Source organism: Sphingomonas cannabina (assembly GCF_021391395.1).
GTDB classification, from domain to species: domain Bacteria; phylum Pseudomonadota; class Alphaproteobacteria; order Sphingomonadales; family Sphingomonadaceae; genus Sphingomonas; species Sphingomonas cannabina.
Map to the genome: position 1 here is coordinate 4,276,395 of NZ_CP090059.1, position 21,203 is coordinate 4,297,597.

At 69.3% G+C, this 21,203-nt stretch carries 19 protein-coding genes; 13 read left to right on the forward strand and 6 right to left on the reverse strand.

What is annotated here, in order from left to right; translation table 11 throughout:
• Positions 1-5: 5 nt before the first annotated feature.
• Positions 6-464 carry an invasion associated locus B family protein gene (locus LZK98_RS19985; protein ID WP_233786653.1) on the forward strand — a complete coding sequence of 153 codons (459 nt, stop codon included), beginning with the start codon at positions 6-8 and terminating at the stop codon, positions 462-464.
• Here LZK98_RS19985 and LZK98_RS19990 read toward each other — a convergent pair.
• Positions 398-1,327 carry a LysR family transcriptional regulator gene (locus tag LZK98_RS19990; RefSeq protein WP_233784258.1) on the reverse strand — a complete coding sequence of 310 codons (930 nt, stop codon included), beginning with the start codon at positions 1,325-1,327 and terminating at the stop codon, positions 398-400. The two genes, LZK98_RS19985 and LZK98_RS19990, sit on opposite strands and share 67 nt — an antisense overlap.
• 91 nt (positions 1,328-1,418) lie before the next feature.
• On the opposite strand from LZK98_RS19990, the gene LZK98_RS19995 reads away from it, so the two are divergent.
• From LZK98_RS19995 to LZK98_RS20025, 7 genes are all read left to right on the forward strand, one after another.
• The gene (locus LZK98_RS19995) at positions 1,419-2,354 is read left to right on the forward strand and encodes an NAD-dependent epimerase/dehydratase family protein (RefSeq protein ID WP_233784259.1); all 936 of its coding nucleotides are present in this window, start codon (positions 1,419-1,421) and stop codon (positions 2,352-2,354) included.
• Between the two features lie 101 nt (positions 2,355-2,455).
• Entirely contained in the window at positions 2,456-3,661 is a 1,206-nt protein-coding gene (locus LZK98_RS20000; protein WP_233784260.1) for an FG-GAP repeat domain-containing protein, read from the forward strand.
• A gap of 95 nt (positions 3,662-3,756) precedes the next feature.
• The gene (gene rlmN / locus LZK98_RS20005) at positions 3,757-4,941 is read left to right on the forward strand and encodes a 23S rRNA (adenine(2503)-C(2))-methyltransferase RlmN (RefSeq protein ID WP_233784261.1); all 1,185 of its coding nucleotides are present in this window, start codon (positions 3,757-3,759) and stop codon (positions 4,939-4,941) included.
• 94 nt (positions 4,942-5,035) lie between these two features.
• Positions 5,036-5,794, forward strand: coding sequence for a sulfite exporter TauE/SafE family protein (locus LZK98_RS20010; RefSeq protein ID WP_233784262.1), 759 nt, complete (start codon positions 5,036-5,038; stop codon positions 5,792-5,794).
• A gap of 11 nt (positions 5,795-5,805) precedes the next feature.
• Complete coding sequence (locus tag LZK98_RS20015) at positions 5,806-6,522, forward strand: cytochrome b/b6 domain-containing protein (RefSeq protein ID WP_233784263.1); 717 nt, start codon at positions 5,806-5,808, stop codon at positions 6,520-6,522.
• The gene (locus LZK98_RS20020) at positions 6,519-7,265 is read left to right on the forward strand and encodes a molybdopterin-dependent oxidoreductase (RefSeq protein ID WP_233784264.1); all 747 of its coding nucleotides are present in this window, start codon (positions 6,519-6,521) and stop codon (positions 7,263-7,265) included. The genes LZK98_RS20015 and LZK98_RS20020 overlap by 4 nt, the downstream gene beginning before the upstream one ends.
• 48 nt (positions 7,266-7,313) lie before the next feature.
• On the forward strand, positions 7,314-8,543 hold the full coding sequence (locus LZK98_RS20025) for an SAM-dependent methyltransferase (protein WP_233784265.1): 1,230 nt from the start codon (positions 7,314-7,316) through the stop codon (positions 8,541-8,543).
• Between the two features lie 12 nt (positions 8,544-8,555).
• Here the strand turns inward: LZK98_RS20025 and LZK98_RS20030 are convergent, their stop codons facing one another.
• Positions 8,556-8,975 (reverse strand): DUF1801 domain-containing protein, encoded by a 420-nt coding sequence (locus tag LZK98_RS20030; protein ID WP_233784266.1) that lies wholly within the window; start codon positions 8,973-8,975, stop codon positions 8,556-8,558.
• Between the two features lie 144 nt (positions 8,976-9,119).
• On the opposite strand from LZK98_RS20030, the gene LZK98_RS20035 reads away from it, so the two are divergent.
• The 5 genes from LZK98_RS20035 (at position 9,120) to LZK98_RS20055 (ending at position 16,746) form a co-directional block, all read left to right on the forward strand.
• Positions 9,120-10,436, forward strand: a complete 1,317-nt coding sequence (locus tag LZK98_RS20035) for an MATE family efflux transporter (RefSeq protein ID WP_233784267.1) — start codon at positions 9,120-9,122, stop codon at positions 10,434-10,436.
• A gap of 38 nt (positions 10,437-10,474) precedes the next feature.
• A complete protein-coding gene (locus LZK98_RS20040) occupies positions 10,475-11,695 on the forward strand; it encodes an argininosuccinate synthase (protein WP_233784268.1) in 1,221 nt (406 codons plus the stop codon).
• 82 nt (positions 11,696-11,777) lie between these two features.
• A complete protein-coding gene (locus LZK98_RS20045; RefSeq protein WP_233784269.1) occupies positions 11,778-13,292 on the forward strand; it encodes an NAD(P)/FAD-dependent oxidoreductase in 1,515 nt (504 codons plus the stop codon).
• A gap of 15 nt (positions 13,293-13,307) precedes the next feature.
• Positions 13,308-15,095, forward strand: coding sequence for a hypothetical protein (locus LZK98_RS20050; RefSeq protein ID WP_233784270.1), 1,788 nt, complete (start codon positions 13,308-13,310; stop codon positions 15,093-15,095).
• 10 nt (positions 15,096-15,105) lie between these two features.
• Positions 15,106-16,746, forward strand: coding sequence for a hypothetical protein (locus tag LZK98_RS20055; RefSeq protein WP_233784271.1), 1,641 nt, complete (start codon positions 15,106-15,108; stop codon positions 16,744-16,746).
• Here LZK98_RS20055 and LZK98_RS20060 read toward each other — a convergent pair.
• The 4 genes from LZK98_RS20060 to sseA are packed head-to-tail and all read right to left on the reverse strand — an operon-like array spanning position 16,724 to position 21,199.
• Positions 16,724-17,866 carry a GNAT family N-acetyltransferase gene (locus LZK98_RS20060; RefSeq protein WP_233784272.1) on the reverse strand — a complete coding sequence of 381 codons (1,143 nt, stop codon included), beginning with the start codon at positions 17,864-17,866 and terminating at the stop codon, positions 16,724-16,726. The two genes, LZK98_RS20055 and LZK98_RS20060, sit on opposite strands and share 23 nt — an antisense overlap.
• On the reverse strand, positions 17,863-19,179 hold the full coding sequence (locus LZK98_RS20065) for a mechanosensitive ion channel family protein (RefSeq protein ID WP_233784273.1): 1,317 nt from the start codon (positions 19,177-19,179) through the stop codon (positions 17,863-17,865). Before LZK98_RS20065 ends, LZK98_RS20060 begins: the two co-directional genes overlap by 4 nt.
• A complete protein-coding gene (gene metC, locus LZK98_RS20070; protein ID WP_233784274.1) occupies positions 19,176-20,363 on the reverse strand; it encodes a cystathionine beta-lyase in 1,188 nt (395 codons plus the stop codon). Before metC ends, LZK98_RS20065 begins: the two co-directional genes overlap by 4 nt.
• The gene (gene sseA / locus LZK98_RS20075) at positions 20,360-21,199 is read right to left on the reverse strand and encodes a 3-mercaptopyruvate sulfurtransferase (protein WP_233784275.1); all 840 of its coding nucleotides are present in this window, start codon (positions 21,197-21,199) and stop codon (positions 20,360-20,362) included. Before sseA ends, metC begins: the two co-directional genes overlap by 4 nt.
• Positions 21,200-21,203 lie beyond the last annotated feature (4 nt).

Sequence of the window (21,203 nt, forward strand, 5' to 3'; positions counted from 1 at the left end):
GCCTGATGCTCGCGCTGGCGCTGCAGGCGGCGGCGAGCGGGCGGACGCCGCTCGGCGTGTTCGCACGCTGGGGCGCGTTCCGCGACGCCGCGCCCGCGCGCTGCTACGCCATCGCCGAGCCGGTCGCCCGCTCCGATGCGCGCCCCTTCGCCAGCATCGCCACCTGGCCGGGCGACGGCGCGCGCAACCAGCTCAACATCCGCCTCAGCCGCCCGCGCGCGCCGAGCGCCAAGGTCACGCTGTCGATCGGGGAACGCCGTTTCGAGCTGATCGCCGGCGACCAGGATGCCTGGGCACCCGACGCGCGCACCGACGCCGCGATCGTCGCCGCCATCCGCGCCGGGCGCAGCATGAGCGTCGAGACGGTGAGCGCCCGCGGCGCCCCCTTCGCCGACGTCTACCCCTTGAAGGGCGCCGCCACCGCGATTGACGCCGCTGCGGTAGGCTGCGCTCCGGCGAGATAGGCGCCGAGGCCGGCCACCAGCGCGTCGAACACCGCCCGGATGCGCGCGACGCCGCGCAAATCTTCGTGCGTCACCACCCAGGTCTCGAGATCGTAGGTGAACTCGGCCGCGAACAGGCGCACGAGCGCAGGATCGCGCGCGGCGAGCGGGACCTGGCAGACGCCGATTCCCACGCCGGCGCGGATCGCGGCGAGCTGCGCGAGGTCGCTGTCGGACCGGAACATGAAGTCCTCGGTCCCCACCGGCAATCCCTCGGCCTGCACCGCCTTCAGCACGGCATTGTCATGCTCGGGCCCGATCAGGCCGCACCGGCGCGCCTCGTCGATCGTCGCCGGTGCGCCGACCCGCGCGAGATAATTGCGATGCGCGTGCAGCCCGAGCGGGATCGCGCCGATCCGCTTCGCCACCAGCGCCTCCTGCACCGGGCGGACCATCCGTACCGCGACATCGGCCTCGCGCCGGAGCACGTCCTCGTTGCGGTTGCTCGGCGACAGCGCGATCGCCAGCCGCGGGTGCGCCGCGCGCAGCTCAGCCAGGATCGGCGGCAGCACCTCGACCGCGATCACCTCGCTCGCCGAGACGCGGACCACGCCGGCCACCTCGCCCGCCTCGGCCGAGGCGACGCGCACCATCGCCTCGGCGGAGAGTGCCATCGCCTCGGCATGGCCGCCGAGCGCCAGCGCGGTCTCGGTCGGGCTGAGCCCGGCGGGCGTGCGGGTGAACAGGGCGACGCCGAACGTCGCCTCCAGCTCCTCGATCCGCCGCCGCACCGTCGGCTGAGCGAGATCGAGCGCGCGCGCGGCACCCGACAGGCTGCCCTCGCGCAGCACGGCGAGGAAAGCGCGGCAATGATCCCAGTCCATCAAATTTTGATAGGCCGACTGTTTATCCTTGGCAATTTTATGTAGGTGCCGAGTGCCTCATATCGCCGCCGTCACATGGATGGAGGCGACGATGACGAGGACGGCTCTGGTGCTGGGGGCGACCGGCGGGATCGGCGGCGAGACCGCCCGCGCGCTGGCAGCGCACGGGTGGCGCGTGAAAGGGCTGAGCCGCACGCCGCGCACCGGCGACGGGATCGCATGGGTGGTGGGCGACGCGATGGACCGCGAAGCGGTGATGCGCGCCGCCGATGGCGCGGACGCGATCGTCCATGCGGTCAACCCGCCGGGCTATCGCGATTGGGACGCTCTGGTGCTGCCCATGCTCGACAACAGCATCGCCGCGGCGCTGGCGGCGGGCGCGCGGCTGGCGCTGCCCGGCACGATCTACAATTATGATCCCGCCGCTACCCCGGTGGCGCGGCCGGATTCGCCGCAGGCGCCGGCGAGCCGCAAGGGCGCGATCCGCGTCGAGATGGAACGCCGGCTCGCCGAGACGCCCGGCCTGCGCGCGCTGGTGCTACGCGCCGGCGACTTCTTCGGGCCGCGGCCGGGCAACAGCTGGCTTTCCCAAGGGATGGTGACGCCGGGCAAGCCGGTGCGGTCGGTGATGACGCCGGGCGCGCCGGGAGTCGGCCATGCCTGGGCCTATCTGCCCGATGTCGGCGAGGCGTTCGCGCGGCTGCTCGATCGCGAGGCCGAGCTGCCCGGTTTCGCGCGCCATCATTTCGCCGGCTATTGGGACGCCGACGGAACGCAGTTCGCGCGTGCGGTCGCCGATGCCGGAGGCCAGCCGCATGCGAGGGTCTGGCGGATGCCATGGGCGCCGATGCCGCTGATCGGCCTGTTCAACCCGACGATGCGCGAGATGGTCGAGATGAAGCCTTATTGGCGCCATCCGGTCCGCCTCGACAATGCCAGCCTCGTCGAGACGATCGGCGAAGAGCCGCACACGCCGCTGGCCGAGGCGCTGGCAATGACGCTGCAGGCTCTGGGCTGTCGGGGGTAGGAACTTCCGGAAGCGGACCTATGATGCCCCGCCGTCGTTCGAGATGCTGCGGCAGCGGACCGCATCCAAGACGCGCCTAGCCCAGGTCGGGAGACAGGATCATGCTCCGTCATCTCATTGCACTGACCGCGCTCGCCGCCACGCCAGCCGCGCAGGATCCGGGCCCGGACCAATCCATGTTCATCGACGCGACCGCGACCGCCCTTCCGGCAGCGGCGCAGCTGCATGCCCTCGACGGCGTGTTCGTCGATGTCGACCGCGACGGCGATCTCGACCTCGCGCTGGCGGTCGAAGGCGACGTGAACCGGCTCTACATCAACGACGGCACGGGCCGCTTCGCATGGCGGCAGGGGGTGTTCGGCACCAAAGCGCACGACACCGAGCATGTGCGGACAGCGGACTTCAATGGCGATGGTTGGCCCGACCTCGTCTTCGTCGCGGAGGACGACAAGACGCACCAGCTGTTCCTCGGCAGTCCCGGCGGCCGCTTCACCGACGCAAGCGACCGGCTGCCCGGCCGCAGCGAGGGAAACGGCCTCGCCGTGGGCGACGTGGACCGCGACGGCCTTCCCGACATCGTCATAGGCTCGTCCGGCGCCGCCAAGGGTGACGGCCAGGAGCTGCTCTGGCTTAACGACAAGGCGCGGCCCGGACATTTCGTCGATGCGACCGCCACCCACCTCCCCGCCGTTCGCGACGACACGCAGGACGTCGCGCTGATCGACATCGATGGCGACGGCGACCTCGACATGCTCGTCGCCAACGAGCGCCCGCCGAGCCGGCTGCTGCTCAACGACGGCCAGGGCCGGTTCGCCGACGCATCCCGCCGGCTGGACCTCAAGGTCCCGATGGAGACGCGCGAGGCGCACGTCTTCGACGCGAACGGCGACGGCCGCCTCGACATCCTGCTGCTCAATCTCACCAGCAATGCCGGCAAATGGGACAAGGACCCGCAGGCCCGGCTGCTCGTCAACGACGGGCGGCGCTTCGCCGACGAGACGGCGGACCGGCTGCCGCCCAACCGCTTTTCGAGCTGGGGTGGCGAGGTGGTCGACTTCGATCACGACGGCCACCCCGACCTGCTGGTCGGCGCGATCGACGTCCCCGGCTTCGAGCCGATGCAGGTCCGCGCCTATCGCAACGACGGCGCGGGCCGGTTCCGCGACGTGACCGCCACGGCGATGCCGGCCACGACCAAGGGGCGCGCGTGGAGCATGGACGTGGGCGACGTAAACCGCGACGGCATCGACGACGTCTTCATCGGCGGATGGGGAACGCAGGCCCGGCTGCTGCTCGGCCGCAGATGAGGCCGGGTCCCGCGCGGCCGCCGTTCGGCCGCCCCTAGAAAATCGCCGCCGCTTCCGCTACATGGGCGCCCATGCCAGCAGCATCGGCCGCTCCCATGCCCATTCCCGGGCACATCGATCCCGTGCCCGTCGAGCGTGCCTTCAAGCCGCGCGCGGACGGCCGCATCGACCTGCTCGGCCTGTCGCGCGACGACCTGCGCATGGCGCTGGAGACCGCACAGCTCGAGCCCAAGCAGGCGAAGCTGCGCGCCAAGCAGCTGTGGCACTGGATCTACAACCGCGGCGTCACCGATTTCGAGCTGATGACCGACATCTCGAAGCAGCTCCGTCCGTGGCTAGCGCAGCGCTTCGTGATCAGCCGGCCGGAGGTGGTGACCGCGCAGGTCTCGTCCGATGGCACGCGCAAGTGGCTGCTGCGCTCCGACGACGGGCAGGAATATGAGAGCGTCTTCATCCCCGACGCCGATCGCGGCACGCTGTGCGTGTCGAGCCAGGTGGGGTGCACGCTCAACTGCCGCTTCTGCCACACCGGCACGATGCGGCTGGTGCGCAACCTGACGCCGGCCGAGATCGTCGGCCAGGTGATGCTCGCCCGCGACGCGCTCGGCGAATGGCCGAGCCAGCCGGAGGGCCGGATGCTCACCAACATCGTGATGATGGGCATGGGCGAGCCGCTCTACAATTTCGACAACGTCCGCGACGCGCTGAGGCTGGTCATGGACGGCGACGGGTTGGCGCTGTCGAAGCGGCGCATCACCCTGTCGACCTCGGGCGTGGTGCCGATGATGGCGCGCGCGGGCGAGGAGATCGGCGTCAACCTGGCGGTGTCGCTGCACGCGGTGACCAAGGAGATCCGCGACGAGATCGTGCCGCTGAACCGCAAATACGGGATCGAGGAGCTGCTCCAGGCCTGCGCCGACTATCCCGGCGCCAACAACGCGCGGCGGATCACCTTCGAGTATGTCATGCTCAGGGACAGGAACGACAGCGACGAGGACGCGCGCGAGCTCGTGCGGCTGATCAAGGCGTACAAGCTGCCGGCCAAGGTCAACCTGATCCCGTTCAACCCGTGGCCCGGCGCGCCGTACGAATGCTCGACGCCGGAGCGGATCAAGGCCTTCTCGAACATCGTGTTCGAGGCGGGCATCTCCGCCCCGGTGCGCACCCCGCGCGGCCGCGACATCGACGCCGCCTGCGGCCAGCTCAAGACCGCTTCCGAGCGGAAGAGCCGCGCCGAGCTCGACCGGCTGGCGGAAGAGAAGCAGGCGGCGCTGGGTTGAGCGCCCTCCGTCATCCCGGCGAAAGCCGGGATCTCCGGCCGCAAGCACACCGCCTGACGCATGAGACTCCGGCTTTCGCCGGAGTGACGTGTTGATGGTCGACCTATCCTCCCTCGCCCTCGCCGCCGGGGCCGGCCTGATCGGCGGCACGATGAACGCGCTGGCCGGCGGCGGCACCTTCGCGACGCTGCCCGCGCTGATCGCGATCGGGTTGCCCGCCAACATCGCCAACGCCACGTCCAACGTCGCGCTGCTGCCGGGGGCGGCGACGAGTGCCTGGGCGTTCCGCGACGAGCTCGGGCCGCTCGGCAAGGTCGACTGGCGCGTGCTCGCCGGCATCACCTTCGTCAGCGGCATCATCGGCAGCCTGCTGCTGGTGCTGACCCCGGCGCGCGCGTTCGACGTCATCGTGCCGTGGCTGCTGCTGTTCGCCTTTGCGGTGATGCTGTTCGGCAGGAGTGCCGCCGCATGGCTGCATGCGCGGGTGACGATCGGCGCGCCGACGCTGGTGGTGTGCCAGGTCTTCCTCGGCATCTACGGCGGCTATTTCGGCGGCGGGGTGGGGCTCGTCACCACCGCGGTCTACGGCCTGCTCGCGCACACCACGCCGCGCCAGATGTTCGCGCCGCGCACGCTCATGCTCGCCATCGCCAACGGTGCGGCGGCGATCGTGTTCATCCTGTTCGCGATGGTGGTGTGGTGGGCGTGCCTGCCAATGCTGATCGGCGGCATCGTCGGCGGCTGGATCGGCGCCGGCATCGGCAAGCGCCTGTCGCCGCTCGCGGTGCGCATCTGGACCCTGCTCGTCACCGGCGTCACCACCGCGGTATTCTTCCACCGCGCCTATTGGTAGGATCGCGCGGCATGGATGAGCCCCCCGTCTCTCCGCCGCCGCAGGTGATCCGCCGCCACGCCCTCTCGACGCGGCTGTGGCATTGGACCAATGCCGTCTGCATCTTCGTCCTGCTCGGCTCCGGGCTGATGATCTTCAACGCGCATCCGCATCTCTATTGGGGGCAGTATGGCGCGAACTTCGACCATCCGTGGCTCAGCCTGCCGCGCTGGCCCGGCTGGCTGACGATCCCGTCGACCTACAATCTCGCGCTGGGGCGGCGCTGGCACCTGTTCTTCGCGCTGGTGTTCGCCTTCGGCCTGCTCGCTTTCATGATCGTGAGCCTGCTGAACCGCCATTTCCAGCGCGACTTGACCTTCCGCCGGCGCGAGCTGGCGCCGCGTCACTTGTGGGAGGACCTGAAGGACCATCTCGCCTTCCGCTTCCACGACCCCGACGATCCCGGCCGCTACAACACCCTCCAGAAGGCGAGCTATGTCGCCACCATCTTCGTCCTCATCCCGCTGATGATCTTGACCGGACTCGCCATGTCGCCGGGGATGAACGCGGCGTGGCCGTGGCTGATCGACCTGTTCGGCGGCCGCCAGTCGGCGCGGTCGATCCATTTCATCGCGGCGGGGCTGATCGCGCTGTTCACCGTCGTCCACCTGACCCTGGTCATCCTCGCCGGCGTCGGCAATGAGCTGCGTTCGATGATCACCGGCAGATGGAAGGTACCGGAAGAATGATCGTCACCCGCCGCGCGCTGATCGGTAGCCTCGCCGCGACCACCCTTGCCGGTTGCGACGCGGTCGGCCGCAACCCGGCCGCGCGCGACATCCTGTTCTCGGCCGAGAACATACACCGCTGGCTCCAGCGCAGCCTCGCCGGCCGCACCGCGCTGGCGCGCGAGTTCCGGCCGGACCAGATCTCCCCGATCTTCCGCGGCAACGGCACCCAGAACCCCGATACCCCCGAATATCGGGCCCACGCCGCCGCGAGCTTCGCCGGCTGGCGCATCGCGGTCGACGGGCTGGTCGCCCGCCCGCTCAGCCTGTCGATGGCCGAGCTGCGCCGCATGCCCGCCCGCACCCAGATCACCCGCCACGACTGCGTCGAGGGCTGGAGCGCGATCGGCAAGTGGCATGGTCCACCGCTCAAGCTGCTGCTCGACGCCGCCGGCATGAGCGATCGCGCGCGCTACATCGTCTTCCACTGCGCCGACCGCTTCGGCGTGCGGCCCTATTACGAATCGCTCGACCTGATCGAGGCGCTTCACCCGCAGACCATCCTCGCCTGGGCGCTCAACGACGCGCCGCTGACCGTCCGCAATGGCGCGCCCGTGCGGCTGCGCTGCGAGCGCCAGCTCGGCTACAAGCACGCCAAATATGTCCAGCGGATCGAGGCGGTTGCCAGCCTCGACGGCATCCATGGCGGCAAGGGCGGCTATTGGGAGGACAAGGCCGGCTACGACTGGTACGCCGGCATCTGACGAGCCGGGGCTTTTGCACAGCCAAAACGATTGCTAGGCAACGGCGCGATGTCGCTGATCGATCGTTTCTTCGCGCGCGCAATCAAGCGCGGCCAGCTCACCGTGATCCACGCCGACGGCAAGCGGGTGAGCTTCGGCACGCCCGATCCCGAGCTACCGTCGATCACCATCCGCTTCGCCAAGGGCGCGGTCGGCCGCATCCTGCGCGATCCGGCGACGGGGGCGGGCGAGACCTTCATGGACGGATCGCTGGCGATCGAGGAGGGCGATATCCTCGGCCTGCTCAGCCTCGCCACCGCCAACAACATGTGGGAGCACGACGACAGCGCGCTCGAGGCGAGCTGGCTCGGCCGCGCGCTGACCGCGATCCGCTTCCGTATCGACCGCGTCAACATGACGCGCCGCTCGAAGCGCAACGTCGCGCATCACTATGATCTCGACGACCGGCTCTACGACCTCTTCCTCGACCGCGACCGCCAATACAGCTGCGCCTATTTCACCGATCCTTCGAACAGCCTCGATCAGGCGCAGGAGGACAAGAAGGCGCACATCGTCGCCAAGCTGGCGATCCAGCCGGGGATGCGCGTGCTCGACATCGGCTGCGGCTGGGGCGGGATGGCGCTCTACATCCACCGCAAGACCGGCGCCGAGGTGCTCGGCGTCACCCTGTCGGAGGAGCAGCTCAAGGTCGCCCGCCGCCGCGCCGAGGAGGCCGGGGTCGCCGACAAGGTCAAGTTCGAGCTGATCGACTATCGCAACCTCACCGGCACCTTCGACCGCATCGTCTCGGTCGGCATGTTCGAGCATGTCGGCACGCTCTATTTCCGCGCCTTCTTCGAGAAATGCCGCGCGCTGCTGACCGAGGAGGGCGTGATGCTGCTCCACACCATCGGCCGCACCGACGGGCCGGGCGTCACCGACAAGTTCACCCAGAAATACATCTTCCCCGGCGGCTACATCCCCGCCCTGTCGGAGATCGCACGCGGATACGAGGGCGTGCGCATGTTCTGCACCGATATCGAGGTGCTGCGGCTGCACTACGCCTATACGCTGAAGGAGTGGTACGACCGCACCGTCGCGGCGAAGGATGCGCTAGTCGAGCTCTACGACGAACGTTTCTTCCGCATGTGGACCTTCTACCTCGCGGGCGCCTACGTCACCTTCCAGTACGGCAACATGGTGAACTACCAGCTCCAGTTCGCGCGGGGCCGCCACACGCTGCCGATCACCCGTGATTACATGGCCGAGGCGGAAGCCAAGCTGCGCGCGTCGGCCTGATCCCGTCGGCGATCAGCCGGGATAGCGGGCGCGATTGTCGGCGAGGCTGCCGGCGATCAGCTCCTCCAGCACGCCCATGTCCACGTCGCCAAGCGACTTGAGGTAGAGGCACCCCTTGCCGGTACTGTGCTTGCCCAGCCGGGCGAGCAGCGCCTCGCGCATCGGATCGCCGCTCGCCAGGTAGAGCGTCAGCGCCGCCTTGCGCGGGCTGAGGCCGATCCGACACATCTCGCCCTCGCGGCCGCTGTCGTATTTGTAGCGATAGCAGCCGAAGCCGACGATCGACGGTCCCCACATCGTCGCCGGTTCGCCGGAAACCTTCGCCATCAGCGCCGCGACGGTGCGCGCGTCGGCGCGGCGGCGTTCGTCTGGAACAGCGTCGAGGAACGCCTCGACCGACGCGGCGGTCGCCTGTGTCTTGTTCTCCGCCATTGCCCTCTCCCCCTCCCGTCACCCCGGCCTTGTGCCGGGGTCCACCGTGCAGCTGGAGCCGAACCGTGCGGACTGTGCGGCACGGTGGCCCCCGGCACAAGGCCGGGGTGACGAAGGGGAAAAGGCGCCCTAAGCCGCCCATCCATGGCCGCCCTCCCCCTCACCCGCCGCTCGATCCTCGCGCAGGCCTGGCCGATCATGGTCGGTCAGATGACGGTGCCGCTGGTCGGCCTGGTCGACACCGCGGTGATCGGACGCACCGGCGATGCCGCGGCGCTGGCCGGGGTCGCGCTCGGCACCACCATCGTCAACTTCATCTTCTGGAGCTTCGGCTTCCTGCGCATGGGCATGACCGGCATGACTGCCCAGGCGGCCGGCGCGGGCGACACGGCGGAGACCGATGCGCTGCTGGTGCGCGGGCTGGCGGTCGGGCTGGGTTTCGGCGCATTGCTGGTGATGCTTCAGCTCCTGCTGATCCCGCTCGCCTTTCAGCTGCTCGCGGGCGGCGCCGACGTCGACGCGTCGGCCAAGCCCTATGTCGCCGCACGCTTTCTCGGCGCGCCGGCGAGCCTTGCGGTATTCGCGATCAACGGCTGGCTGCTGGGGCTGGGTCGCACCCGCGCCGCGCTCGCGCTGCAGATCGTGATGAACCTGGTCAACGTCGGGCTCGACGTGCTGTTCGTCTGGCACTTCCACTGGGGTGCGCGCGGCGTCGGGCTCGGCACCGCCTGTGCGGAATGGACCGCCCTGGCGGTCGGTCTCGTGATGGTCGCCCCGCATCTCCGCGCGCTTCGCGATCGGGCCCGCCTGTTCGATGCGGCGAGGATGCGCCGGTTGTTTGCGGTCAACGCCGATATCATGATCCGCACCGTCGCGCTGCTGCTGCTGTTCGCCTGGTTCACCAACGCCGGCGCGCGGCTCGGCGCGACCACGCTGGCGGCGCAGCAGGTGCTGATGCAGGCGGTCGGGATCGTCGCCTTCGTGCTCGACGGGTTCGCCTTCACCGCCGAATCGCGCGTCGGCCATGCCGTCGGCGCGAACTCCCGGGCCGACCTCAGGCGCGCGGTGCGGCTGACGGGGGAGTTCTGCCTGGCGACGGCGCTGCTCTTCTGCGTCGTCATCGCCCTCGCCGGCCGCAGCGGCATCGACCTGCTCGTCACCGACGCCGCCGTCCGCGAGCGGGCGGAGGCGCTGCTGCCCTTCGTCGTCCTCGTGCCGCTGGTCGGCACCCCGGCGTGGCTGCTCGACGGCGTGTTCATCGGCGCGACCGGCGGACGGGCGCTGCGCAACGCCGCGATCCTGTCGACGGCGCTCTACGTCGCCACCGATCTCGCGCTCCGCCCGCTCGGCGCGGCGGGGATATGGCTGGGGCTGCTCGCGAGCTATGTCTATCGCGCGCTCGCGCTCGGCTGGCATTGGCCGCGGCTGCTCAGCGGTCTTGCTCCATGGGACCCCGCCTGATACCGGCCCGCGTCCCCGACTCCCTGGAGCCCGTTACCATGTCCGACCAGATCAACCGTGTCGTCCTCGCCTTCTCGGGCGGCCTGGACACCAGCGTGATCCTGAAGTGGCTCCAGCAGACCTATCATTGCGAGGTCGTCACCTTCACCGCCGACCTCGGGCAGGGCGAGGAGCTCGAGCCCGCGCGCGCCAAGGCCGAGCTGATGGGGGTCAGGCCCGAGCATATCTTCATCGACGACCTGCGCGAGGAGTTCGTCAGGGACTACGTCTTCCCGATGATGCGCGCCAATGCGCTCTACGAGGGGCTGTACCTGCTCGGCACCTCGATCGCGCGGCCGCTGATCGCCAAGCGCCAGATCGAGATCGCGCGCCAGGTCAATGCCGACGCGGTCAGCCACGGCGCCACCGGCAAGGGCAACGACCAGGTCCGCTTCGAGCTCGGCTATTACGCGCTCGCGCCCGACATCAAGGTGATCGCTCCCTGGCGCGAATGGGACCTGACCAGCCGCACCCGCCTGATCGAGTTCGCGGAGGCGCACCAGATCCCGGTCTCCAAGGACAAGCGTGGCGAGGCGCCCTTCTCGACCGACGCCAACCTCCTCCACACCTCGAGCGAGGGCAAGGTGCTCGAGGATCCGTGGGAGGAAGTGCCGGACTACGTCTATTCGCGCACGGTCAACCCCGAGGACGCGCCCGACGCGCCCGAGATCATCACGATCGATTTCGAGAAGGGCGATGCGGTCGCGGTCAACGGCGAGGGGCTGTCGCCCGCCTCGCTGCTGGCCAAGCTCAACGACCTCGGCCGCACCCATGGCATCGGCCGGCTCGACCTGGTCGAGAACCGCTTCGTCGGCATGAAGTCGCGCGGCATGTACGAGACGCCGGGCGGCACCATCCTGCACTTGGCGCACCGCGGCATCGAGCAGATCACGCTCGACCGCGGCGCCGCCCACCTCAAGGACGAGCTGATGCCGCGCTATGCGGAGCTGCTCTACAACGGCTTCTGGTTCTCGCCCGAGCGCGAGATGCTGCAGGCGGCGATCGACCATAGCCAGGCCAAGGTCGCGGGCACGGTGCGCCTCAAGCTCTACAAGGGCGGCGTCCACGTCATCGGCCGCAAGTCGCCGCATTCGCTCTATTCGGAGAAGGTCGTGACCTTCGAGGATGACCAGGGCGCCTACGACCAGCGCGACGCGGCGGGCTTCATCAAGCTGAACGCGCTGCGGCTGCGGCTGCTGGGGCGGCGGGATCGCGCCTGAGCGCGGACCGTCAACGGCGCATTAACTCTATCTTAGCGCCTGCCGCGCCATTGCTCTCCCGTCACAGGGGGAGAGTGGACGGATGGTGGGCGACAATACGGCGGTCGACGTCGCGATCATCGGGGCCGGCCCAGCCGGGCTGACCGCGGCCTATCTGCTTGGCAAGGCCGGCTACGCCGTCACCGTCATCGAGAAGGACCGCGATTACGTCGGCGGCATCAGCCGCACCGTCGAGCATCAGGGCTTCCGCTTCGACATCGGCGGCCATCGCTTCTTCTCCAAGTCGAAGGAAGTGGTCGATCTCTGGAACGAGATCCTGCCGGACGATTTCATCGAACGGCCGCGGATGAGCCGGATCTATTACGAGGGCCGCTTCTACAGCTATCCGCTGCGTGCGTTCGAGGCATTGCGCAATCTCGGCCTCTGGCGCTCGGCGCTGTGCATGGCGAGCTATGCCAAGGCGAAGCTCTTCCCGATCCGCGAGGTGAGAAGCTTCGAGGACTGGGTGATCAACCAGTTCGGGCGCAAGCTCTATTCGATCTTCTTCAAGACCTACACCGAGAAGGTGTGGGGGATGCCATGCGACACCATGTCCGCCGACTGGGCGGCGCAGCGGATCAAGGGCCTCAGCCTCGGCGCCGCGGTGCTCGACGGGCTCAAGCGCTCGCTGGGGCTTAACAAGCGCCCCAACGACGGGATGCAGGCCAAGACGCTGCTCGAAAGCTTCCGCTATCCGCGGCTCGGTCCGGGGATGATGTGGGAAGCTGCCCGCGACAAGGTGATCGGCCACGGCAACCGGGTGCTGATGGGGCATGCGCTGCGCCAGCTCTCGCATGACGACGCCGCCGGACGCTGGCGCGTGCAGGCGACCGGCCCCGCCGGCGAGACGGTTACGATCAGCGCTGCCCACGTCATCTCGAGTGCGCCGATGCGGGAGCTCGCCACCCGCCTCCATCCGCTGCCCGCGGCGCTGCCGCAGGCCTCGGCGCTGCGCTACCGCGACTTCCTGACCGTGGCGCTGATGGTGCGTGCGCCCGATCTCTTTCCGGACAACTGGATCTACATCCACGATTCGAAGGTGAAGGTCGGCCGCGTCCAGAATTTCCGGAGCTGGTCGCCGGAGATGGTCCCCGATCCCGGGATCGCCTGCGTCGGCCTCGAATATTTCTGCTTCGAGGGTGATGGCCTGTGGGCGTCGACCGACGACGAGCTCATCGCGCTGGCGACGCGCGAGATGGCGACACTCGGTCTGTGTCGACCCGACCAGGTGGTCGGCGGCGCGGTGGTCCGCCAGGAAAAGGCCTATCCGGTTTATGACGACGATTACCGCGCCAATGTCGACCGGCTCCGTCACGAGCTGGAGGAACGCCATCCCACGCTGCATCTCGTCGGACGCAACGGCATGCACCGCTACAACAACCAGGACCACGCGATGATGACGGCGATGCTGACGGTGCGGAACATCGTCGCCGGCGAGCGGGTCTACGATGTCTGGGCGGTCAACGAGGATGCCGAGTATCACGAATCCGGCAACGAGGGCGAACGGGCCGCGCTCGCCAGCTTGCGCGGAGTGCCCGAACGACTGAAGGCCGCCTGACGGTACGCGGCACAGATGACCGCGCTTCACCGCCACCCCCTGTTCGCGCCGGTCGCCATCGGCTGGGCCATCGCCGCGGCCGTGCTGACTCTGGTTGCCGCTCGCTCGATCGCCCATCTCTGGTTCCCCGATGCCGACGACGCGATGCGCCTGCTCCAGGTGCGCGACTGGCTCGCGGGACAGAGCTGGTGGGACGTCAGCCAGCACCGGCTGTGGGGCGGCCATTTCGCGATGCACTGGTCGCGTCTGGTCGATCTACCGCTTGCGGCGGTGATGCTCGCGTTTGACCCGCTGGTCGGCCCTGCCGCCTCGAACCGAATCGCGATGACGCTGGTGCCGCTGTTGACGCTGCTCGTGGTGATGGCGCTCGGCGCCGAACTGACCCGCCGGCTGGCCGGCCTGGAGCGGGCAAAGCTGGCCGTGCTGCTGGCACCCCTGTCGGTACCGCTCCTCTTTCAGCTGCGGCCGCTCCGGATCGACCATCATGGTTGGCAGATCGCGCTGGCGATGCTTGCCGCGGTAGTGCTGGTCGGCCGGCCTTCCGCGCGATCTGGAGTGATCATGGGCGGGGCGCTGGCGGTGCTGCTGACGATATCGCTCGAAGGGCTGCCGGTCAGCGCCGTGATGATCGCGATGGCGATGCTGGCATGGGCGTTCGACCCGACGCGGCGGCCGCAGGCGATGGCCTTGATGGGAACGCTTGCGGGCGGGATCGTCCTGCTCCACGTCGCGACCCGTGGACCAGCGATGTTCCAGCCGGCCTGCGACGCCGTCGCGCCAGCCTGGATCGTCGCGATTTGGGTGGCAGCGACCGGCTTCGGCGCGGCGATGCTCGTGCCCGCCCGATCTCTCGTCGCGCGCCTTGCCCTGCTGACGCTGGCCGGCGGTGCGGCGCTGGCGGCGCTCGTTGGCATGGCGCCGGACTGTGTACGCGGCCCCTTCGCCTCACTCGATCCGCTCGTCTATCGCTTCTGGTATCAGAACGTCTCGGAAGGGCTGCCGATATGGCAGCAGACGCTGGCCTGGGCACTGATGACGGCGGGCTTTCCGGTGGTCGGGCTGATGGGCACGATCCTCGCCCGGCGCGGTGCCGCCGGACCCGAGCGCGTGCGCTGGACGATGATGCTGGGGCTCGCGAGCGCATCGTTTGCGCTATCGCTGCTAGTGATCCGCACCGGCGCCACTGCCAATGCGCTGGCGCTTCCCGGGGGCGCATGGCTTCTCCACGCGATGCTGGTGCGTGCGCGTGCCGTGAGGTCGCTGCTGCCGCGCATTGCCGCCACTGCCGGCGCGCTGGTCGCGGCAGCGCCGGGACTGGCGGCGGGCGGGCTCTTCGACCTGCGGGCCTCGCCGGTCACCTTCCCGGTCGCCCCGCTCACCCGTCCGCCATGCACCCATTCGCAGGAGATGGCCGATCTCGCGCAGCTCCCGCCGTCGCTGCTGTTCGCGCCGATCGACGCGACGCCAGCGCTGATAGGCTGGACCAGCCATCGCGCCATCGCCGGCGGCTATCACCGCAATGTCGCGGCAATGCACCGAGTTATCGCCACCTTCATCGCCGATCCGGAGGAGGCGCATCGATCGGTGCTGGCGAGCGGAGCACGCTACGTCGTCGGTTGCCCCGGCGAGAACGAGACCGAGATCTACAAATCCGCGGCCCCGAACGGTTTCTGGGCTCAGCTGGAACGCGGCGAGCGGTTCGACTGGCTCGAACCGGTGCCGATCGCCCATTCGCCGGTCCTCGCCTGGCGTGTCGTCTATCCGTCAAAGCACGGCTTGTCCCAAGGGGGGTCTCGCCCCTAGAAGCCCCCGGATGACCGGGGGCACAGATAAGCTTCATTGGTGGCAGACGCGCTGGTTCGTCGTCGCGGCGGCGATCATCGCGATGATTCCGCTCGTCTGGCCCGACGTGCCGCCGCTGGTCGACCTGCCCGGCCATATGGCGCGCTACCGCGTGCAGCTGAGCCACGGGCAATATCCCTGGCTGACCGAATGGTACAACTTCCGCTGGAGCCTGATCGGCAATCTGGGCGTCGATCTGCTGATCATCCCGCTCGCGCCGGTCGTCGGGCTGGAGTTCGCGGTCAAGCTGATCGTCATGGCGATCCCGGCGCTGATCGCGCTCGGCTTCCTGTGGATCGCGCGCGAGGTGCATGGGCGTATCCCTCCGACCGCGCTGTTCGCGCTGCCGCTCGCCTACAGCTACCCCTTCCACTTCGGCTTCGTGAACTTCGCGCTGGCGATGGGCCTCGCGCTCAACGCCTTCGCCTTGTGGCTGCGGCTCGCGCGGACCGGGCATCTCGAGCTGCGGGCGGCCCTGTTCGTGCCGATCGGCGCGGTGATCTGGCTTGCCCACACCTATGGCTGGGGCACGCTGGGCGTGCTCTGCTTCTCGGCGGAACTCATCCGCCAGCATGACCTGAGGCGAGACCGCAGCGGCGTGATCGCGCGCTGGGTGGTGCCGTGGTTCCATGCGGTGCTGCACTGCCTGCCGCTGGTTCCGCCCGCGCTGCTGATGGTGCTGTGGCGCAGCGGCCATGTCTCCGGCCAGACCGCCGACTGGTTCAACTGGCGGGCGAAGGCGATGTGGGTGCTGATGATCCTGCGCGACCGCTGGATCACCTTCGACATCGCCTCACTGGCGGTGCTGCTGCTCGTGCTGTTCAAGGGCGTGCGCGATCCCAACATCCAATATTCGCGCAACCTGCTGCTGTCGGGACTGTTCCTCGCCGCCGTGTTCGTGCTGCTGCCGCGCATCATCTTCGGTTCGGCCTATGCCGACATGCGCCTCGCGCCGTTCATGCTCGGCATCGGGCTGGTCGCGCTCAGGCCGAAGCCCGGCATGTCGATGCGCGGCGCCGCCGTGCTCGCGGTGGGGGGCCTCTCCTTCTTCCTCGTGCGAATCGGCGGCACCACGATCAGCTATTGGCTCTACGACCGCGATTACGACCGCGAGCTCAAGGCGCTCGATCACCTACCGGTCGGCGCCCGGCTGGTCAGCTTCGTCGGCGAGACCTGCTACAACGAATGGAAGATGACGCGCCTCCAGCACCTGCCGGGGCTCGCGACGGTGCGGCGGCTCGCCTACACCAACGACCAATGGTCGATGCCGGGCGCGCAGCTGCTGACGGTGCGCTACCGCGCCGCCATTCCTTTCTCGCACGATCCCTCGCAGATCACCACCAGCGTGCAATGCCCGCGCGAATGGTGGCGGCCGATCGCGGTCAGCCTCGCGCGCTTCCCCAGACGGGCGTTCGACTATGTCTGGGTGATCCGCCCGCCGGCCTATGACAAAAGGCTGGAGGCCGGGCTGATCCCGGTATGGCGTCAGGGCAATTCGGCGCTGTTCAAGGTCGACCACAGCGTGCCCCGCGCGCAGCTCTCGCCCAGGGACCTCGGCCCCTATCCCGAGCTCTACCAGCGCATCCAGGTCATGGTGCGCCGCACCTCCTGAACGGGCCGAGCTCGCCCAGGAATTCCTGCTCGTGCTCGATCGCCTGCCGCTCGCGCACCAGGAAATCAGCGACGGCGCGGCGGAAGTTCGGATCGGGGATATAGTGCGCCGACCAGGTGGTGACGGGTAGATAGCCGCGCGCCAGCTTGTGCTCTCCCTGCGCGCCCGCCTCGACGGTCTTGAGGCCCCGCGCGATCGCCGCATCGATCGCCTGATAATAGCAAAGCTCGAAGTGGAGGAATGGCACCTCCTCGGTACAACCCCAATAGCGGCCGTAGAGCGTGTCCTCGCCGATCAGGTTGAGGGCCCCCGCGATCGGCCGGCCGTGGCGCTCGGCGAGGATCAGCAGGCACCGGTCCGCCATCACCTCCCCCAACAGCGAGAAGAAAGCGCGGGTGAGATAGGGCCGCCCCCATTTGCGCGATCCGGTGTCCTGATAGAAACGCCAGAAGACATCCCAATGCGCCTCGGTAAGGTCGCGGCCGGTGACATGACGGATCGTCAGCCCCTCCACCGCCGCCGCCCGCTCGCGCCGGATCGCCTTGCGCTTGCGCGAGGCAAGCTCGCCCAGGAACGCGTCGAAGCTCCGATAGCCGTGGTTCGCCCAGTGGAACTGCGTGCCGGTGCGGATCAGCCAGCCCGCCGCCTCGAACAGCGGCACCTGATCGGGCGCGACGAAGGTGGCGTGTGCCGAGGACAGGCCATGCTGATCGGTCACCGCCTCCAGCGCCGCGATCAGCGCGGGAGCCTGCGCCTCATCGCGCAACAGCAGTCGCGGCCCCGGCACCGGCGAGAAGGGCACCGCCACCTGCAGCTTGGGATAATAGCGCCCGCCCGCCCGCTCCCAGGCATCGGCCCAGCCATGGTCGAACACATATTCGCCCTGGCTGTGGCTCTTGGCATAGGCAGGCGCAATCGCCGCCGCCCGGCCGTCCGTGCCCTCGACCACGACCGGCAGCGCCTGCCATCCGCTCATGCCTCCGACGGAGCCCGACCGTTCGAGGATCGAGAGGAAGGCGTGGCTGACGAACGGGTTGGAGCTGCCGGCGCAGGCATCCCACTCGGCGGCGGGGATCGACGAGACGCCGTCGGCGATGCGGGCAGTGACGGGGGAGCTCACGCGCGCGATGTAGGATCATCCTGCGCCGACGCCAGTCCGGCAGCGACTTGGCGGCCACCCGCGATCCGCACGTCGCTGCGCGGATAGGGCACGACGATCCCATGCTCCTTGAACAGCCGCCACAGCCGGTTGAGCACGTCCGACCTGACGTTGCCGACCCCGCTCTGCGGATCGTTGATCCACACCAATATGTCGTGCTCGACCGCATATTCGCCGAACGCGGTCACCCAGACGTTGGACGGCGGCGTGTCGAGCACGCGCGGGCTTTCCTTCGCCGCGCGCAGCATCAGCGCCTGCGCGAGCTCGAGGTCGCAGTCATAGGCGACACGAACCGGGATGCGCACGCGGACGTTGGTGTCGGTATAGGACCAGTTTTCCACCTCCTGGGTCATCAGGATTTCGTTGGGGATCAAATGCTCCTTGCCGTCGCGAGTCACCACGCTGACGGCGCGGACGCCGATCTTGTTGACCCAGCCGAAGCTGTCGCCGACGACGATGACGTCGCCCGGCTTGATCGAGCGGTCCATGAGCAGGATGATCCCGGCGATCAGGTTGCCCACCGTCTTCTGGAGGCCGAAGCCGATCGCCAGCCCCATCGCGCCCGAGAACACCGCGAAGGTGGTGAGATCGATCCCCAGCAGGTCGACCGCGAAGAAGAAGGCGACCACCACCGCCGCGATGGCGATCAGCTTCTGCGCGAGCAGCCGCTGGGTGGGATCGAGTCCGCGCGCGCCCTCCAGCGCCTGCGCGGTCGCGCGGTTGACGAGGCGGACGAGGGCATAGAGCAGCACCGCCGCCACCAGCAGGCTGACCAATGTCAGCAGCGACAGCCGCCGCGACCCGATCTCCACCGCGATCGCGTCGAGAGTCGTGGTGATCGGCGCCAGCCCGCCCACCGCATGGCGCAGCAGCGCGGTGAACACCACCGCCGCCACACTCCACGCGATCCAACGCGACAGGCGGACGCCGCGCAGCAGCTCGACCATCGCCAGCGCCCCGGCCGCGCCGAGCGCCACGCCGATGCCGGCATCGGCCAGCGGGTGCCAGGGCCAGGCGCGCGACAGGATCGCCAGCAGCAGCGCGGCGGTGCCGTGACGCACGATCGCGCACAGCCGCTTGCCGACGCCTGCGCCGTGCTCGCCGACGCGTGCGGTCCACAGCGCCGTCGCGCGCGGACCGAGAGTCCGCCCCGCCAGCCAGCCGAGCGCAAGCGCCGCGACGACCAGCGCCAGCGCGATGCCGGCCTCGCCCAGCTCGGCCGGGGTCGGCTCCGCCAGACCCTTGGCCGCGAGCCAGGCGCCGGCCCGGCTCATCCCCGCGCCGCCCGCCACGCGGCCAGGCCGGCGTCGAGATCGGCGATGAGGTCGTCGGGGTCCTCCAGCCCGATCGACAGGCGGACCAGCGGCCCATGGCCTTCCCATCGGGTCGCGGTGCGGTAACGCTCCGGATCGACCGGGATCGCCAGACTCTCGAACCCGCCCCAGCTGTAGCCGATACCGAATAGCTCGAGCGTGTCGATCAGGGCGGCGCGCTCGGCCTCGCCGCCGCCGGCCAGCTCGAACGAGAACAGTCCGGCGCCGCCCTTGAAGTCGCGGACGAACAGGTCATGGCCGGGACAGTCGGGCAAAGCCGGATGGAGCACGCGCGTAACCTCCGGCCGCTCCTTCAACCATTCGGCGATGCGCAGCGCGCTCGCGGCATGGCGCTCCAGCCGCACCGCCATGGTCCGGAGTCCGCGGCTACCGAGCCAGGCATCGTCCGGGCTCGCCGTCTGGCCGAGCTGATAGCTCGTCGCGCGCAGCCGCTGCCAATGCTCCTCGGTGGTGGTGACCGATCCCAGCATCACGTCGGAATGGCCGGCGATGTATTTGGTGCAGGCCAGGATCGAGAAATCGACCCCCATGCCGATCGCCGGCAGCCCGAGCGGCGTTGCCCAGGTGTTGTCGATCAGCGTGACGACGCCGCGCGCCTTGGCCGCCGCGACGATCGCCGGCACATCCTGCACCTCGAAGGTGAGGCTGCCCGGGCTCTCCATGAAGATCGCGCGGGTGTTCTCCCCGATCAGCCCGGCAATATCGCCGCCGATCAACGGATCGTAGTAGCGCGTGGTGACGCCGAAGCTCTTGAGCAGCCCGTTCGCGAAATTGCGGGTCGGGTCATAGGCACTGTCCACCAGCAGCAGCTCGTCGCCCGGCCGCAGCACGGAGAGCAGCGCCGTCGACACCGCCGCGACGCCGGAGGGATAGAGCAAAGTCGCGTGCGCCCCCGGCTCCAGCTCGGTCAGCGCCTCGGCGAGCGACCATTGGGTCGGCGTCCCGCGGCGGCCGTAGAACAGGCGGTGATGGGTGTCGCGCGCGGCGCCGGCGCGCAGGTCCGCGACCGAATCGTAGAGGATGGTCGAGGCACGCCACACCGGCGGGCTGACGATGCCGTGCGTCCATTCCTCGCGCCGGCCGGCGGTGATCGTCTTGGTGGCGGACTTATGCTCGCCGCTCATGCCGCCGCTCCCGTCGCCTTGGGCGTGGAAGGATCGGCGCCCCATTCCGACCAGCTGCCGTCGTAAAGCGGCACCTCGTGTCCCAGCAGATGCGCGCCGAACACCAGCACTGCGGCGGTGACGCCGGAGCCGCAGGTGGCAACGAACGGCCGGTCCGGATCGATGCCGGCGCCGGTGAAGGCGGCGCGGAGCACGTCGCCGCGCTTCCAGGTCTCGTCGGGATGGAACAGGCTGTCCTGCGGCAAGCTCAATGACCCGGGGATGTGGCCGGGCGCCACCCCGGCACGCGGCTCGGGCGAGCTGCCGGCGAAGCGCGCCGCCGAACGGGCGTCGGCGATCGGCGTCCCCTCCGCCAAGGCCGCCTTCATCCGCGCGAGGTCGCGGACCTCGCCGCTTCCGAGCGTGGCGATGAAATGGCCCGGCGCCGGCTGCTCGTCGCCGCTCGCCACCGGCCGCCCCTCCGCCAACCATTTCGGCAGCCCGCCGTCGAGGATGGCGACCCGTTTCGCTCCGAACAGCCGCAGCATCCACCAGATGCGCGCGGCGCTATGGTGCGGGGAATTGTCGTAGACGACGATGCGATCGTCGTTGGACAGCCCCAGCGCCGAGGCCGCTCGTCCGAACGCCTCGGCGGTGGGAAGCATGTGCGGCAGCGGGCTCGCCGGATCGGACACCGCCTCCAGCGCCATGAACACCGCGCCGGGGATATGCGCCGCACGATATTCGGCGGCGGCGTCGCGGCCATAGTCGGGCAGGATGAATGTCGCATCGACGATGCGGAGATCGCCCGCGCCCATCGCGTCGGCGAGCCATTGAGTGGAGACCAGCGAGTCCATGGCC

What these genes read in the sequence shown, in the direction of transcription:
- LZK98_RS19985 (WP_233786653.1), top strand. Translation starts at nt 6, where the DNA reads ATGCTCGCGCTGGCGCTGCAGGCGGCGGCGAGCGGGCGGACGCCGCTC.
- LZK98_RS19990 (WP_233784258.1), bottom strand. Translation starts at nt 1,327, where the DNA reads ATGGACTGGGATCATTGCCGCGCTTTCCTCGCCGTGCTGCGCGAGGGC.
- LZK98_RS19995 (WP_233784259.1), top strand. Translation starts at nt 1,419, where the DNA reads ATGACGAGGACGGCTCTGGTGCTGGGGGCGACCGGCGGGATCGGCGGC.
- LZK98_RS20000 (WP_233784260.1), top strand. Translation starts at nt 2,456, where the DNA reads ATGCTCCGTCATCTCATTGCACTGACCGCGCTCGCCGCCACGCCAGCC.
- rlmN (WP_233784261.1), top strand. Translation starts at nt 3,757, where the DNA reads ATGCCCATTCCCGGGCACATCGATCCCGTGCCCGTCGAGCGTGCCTTC.
- LZK98_RS20010 (WP_233784262.1), top strand. Translation starts at nt 5,036, where the DNA reads ATGGTCGACCTATCCTCCCTCGCCCTCGCCGCCGGGGCCGGCCTGATC.
- LZK98_RS20015 (WP_233784263.1), top strand. Translation starts at nt 5,806, where the DNA reads ATGGATGAGCCCCCCGTCTCTCCGCCGCCGCAGGTGATCCGCCGCCAC.
- LZK98_RS20020 (WP_233784264.1), top strand. Translation starts at nt 6,519, where the DNA reads ATGATCGTCACCCGCCGCGCGCTGATCGGTAGCCTCGCCGCGACCACC.
- LZK98_RS20025 (WP_233784265.1), top strand. Translation starts at nt 7,314, where the DNA reads ATGTCGCTGATCGATCGTTTCTTCGCGCGCGCAATCAAGCGCGGCCAG.
- LZK98_RS20030 (WP_233784266.1), bottom strand. Translation starts at nt 8,975, where the DNA reads ATGGCGGAGAACAAGACACAGGCGACCGCCGCGTCGGTCGAGGCGTTC.
- LZK98_RS20035 (WP_233784267.1), top strand. Translation starts at nt 9,120, where the DNA reads ATGGCCGCCCTCCCCCTCACCCGCCGCTCGATCCTCGCGCAGGCCTGG.
- LZK98_RS20040 (WP_233784268.1), top strand. Translation starts at nt 10,475, where the DNA reads ATGTCCGACCAGATCAACCGTGTCGTCCTCGCCTTCTCGGGCGGCCTG.
- LZK98_RS20045 (WP_233784269.1), top strand. Translation starts at nt 11,778, where the DNA reads ATGGTGGGCGACAATACGGCGGTCGACGTCGCGATCATCGGGGCCGGC.
- LZK98_RS20050 (WP_233784270.1), top strand. Translation starts at nt 13,308, where the DNA reads ATGACCGCGCTTCACCGCCACCCCCTGTTCGCGCCGGTCGCCATCGGC.
- LZK98_RS20055 (WP_233784271.1), top strand. Translation starts at nt 15,106, where the DNA reads ATGACCGGGGGCACAGATAAGCTTCATTGGTGGCAGACGCGCTGGTTC.
- LZK98_RS20065 (WP_233784273.1), bottom strand. Translation starts at nt 19,179, where the DNA reads ATGAGCCGGGCCGGCGCCTGGCTCGCGGCCAAGGGTCTGGCGGAGCCG.
- metC (WP_233784274.1), bottom strand. Translation starts at nt 20,363, where the DNA reads ATGAGCGGCGAGCATAAGTCCGCCACCAAGACGATCACCGCCGGCCGG.
- sseA (WP_233784275.1), bottom strand. Translation starts at nt 21,199, where the DNA reads ATGGACTCGCTGGTCTCCACTCAATGGCTCGCCGACGCGATGGGCGCG.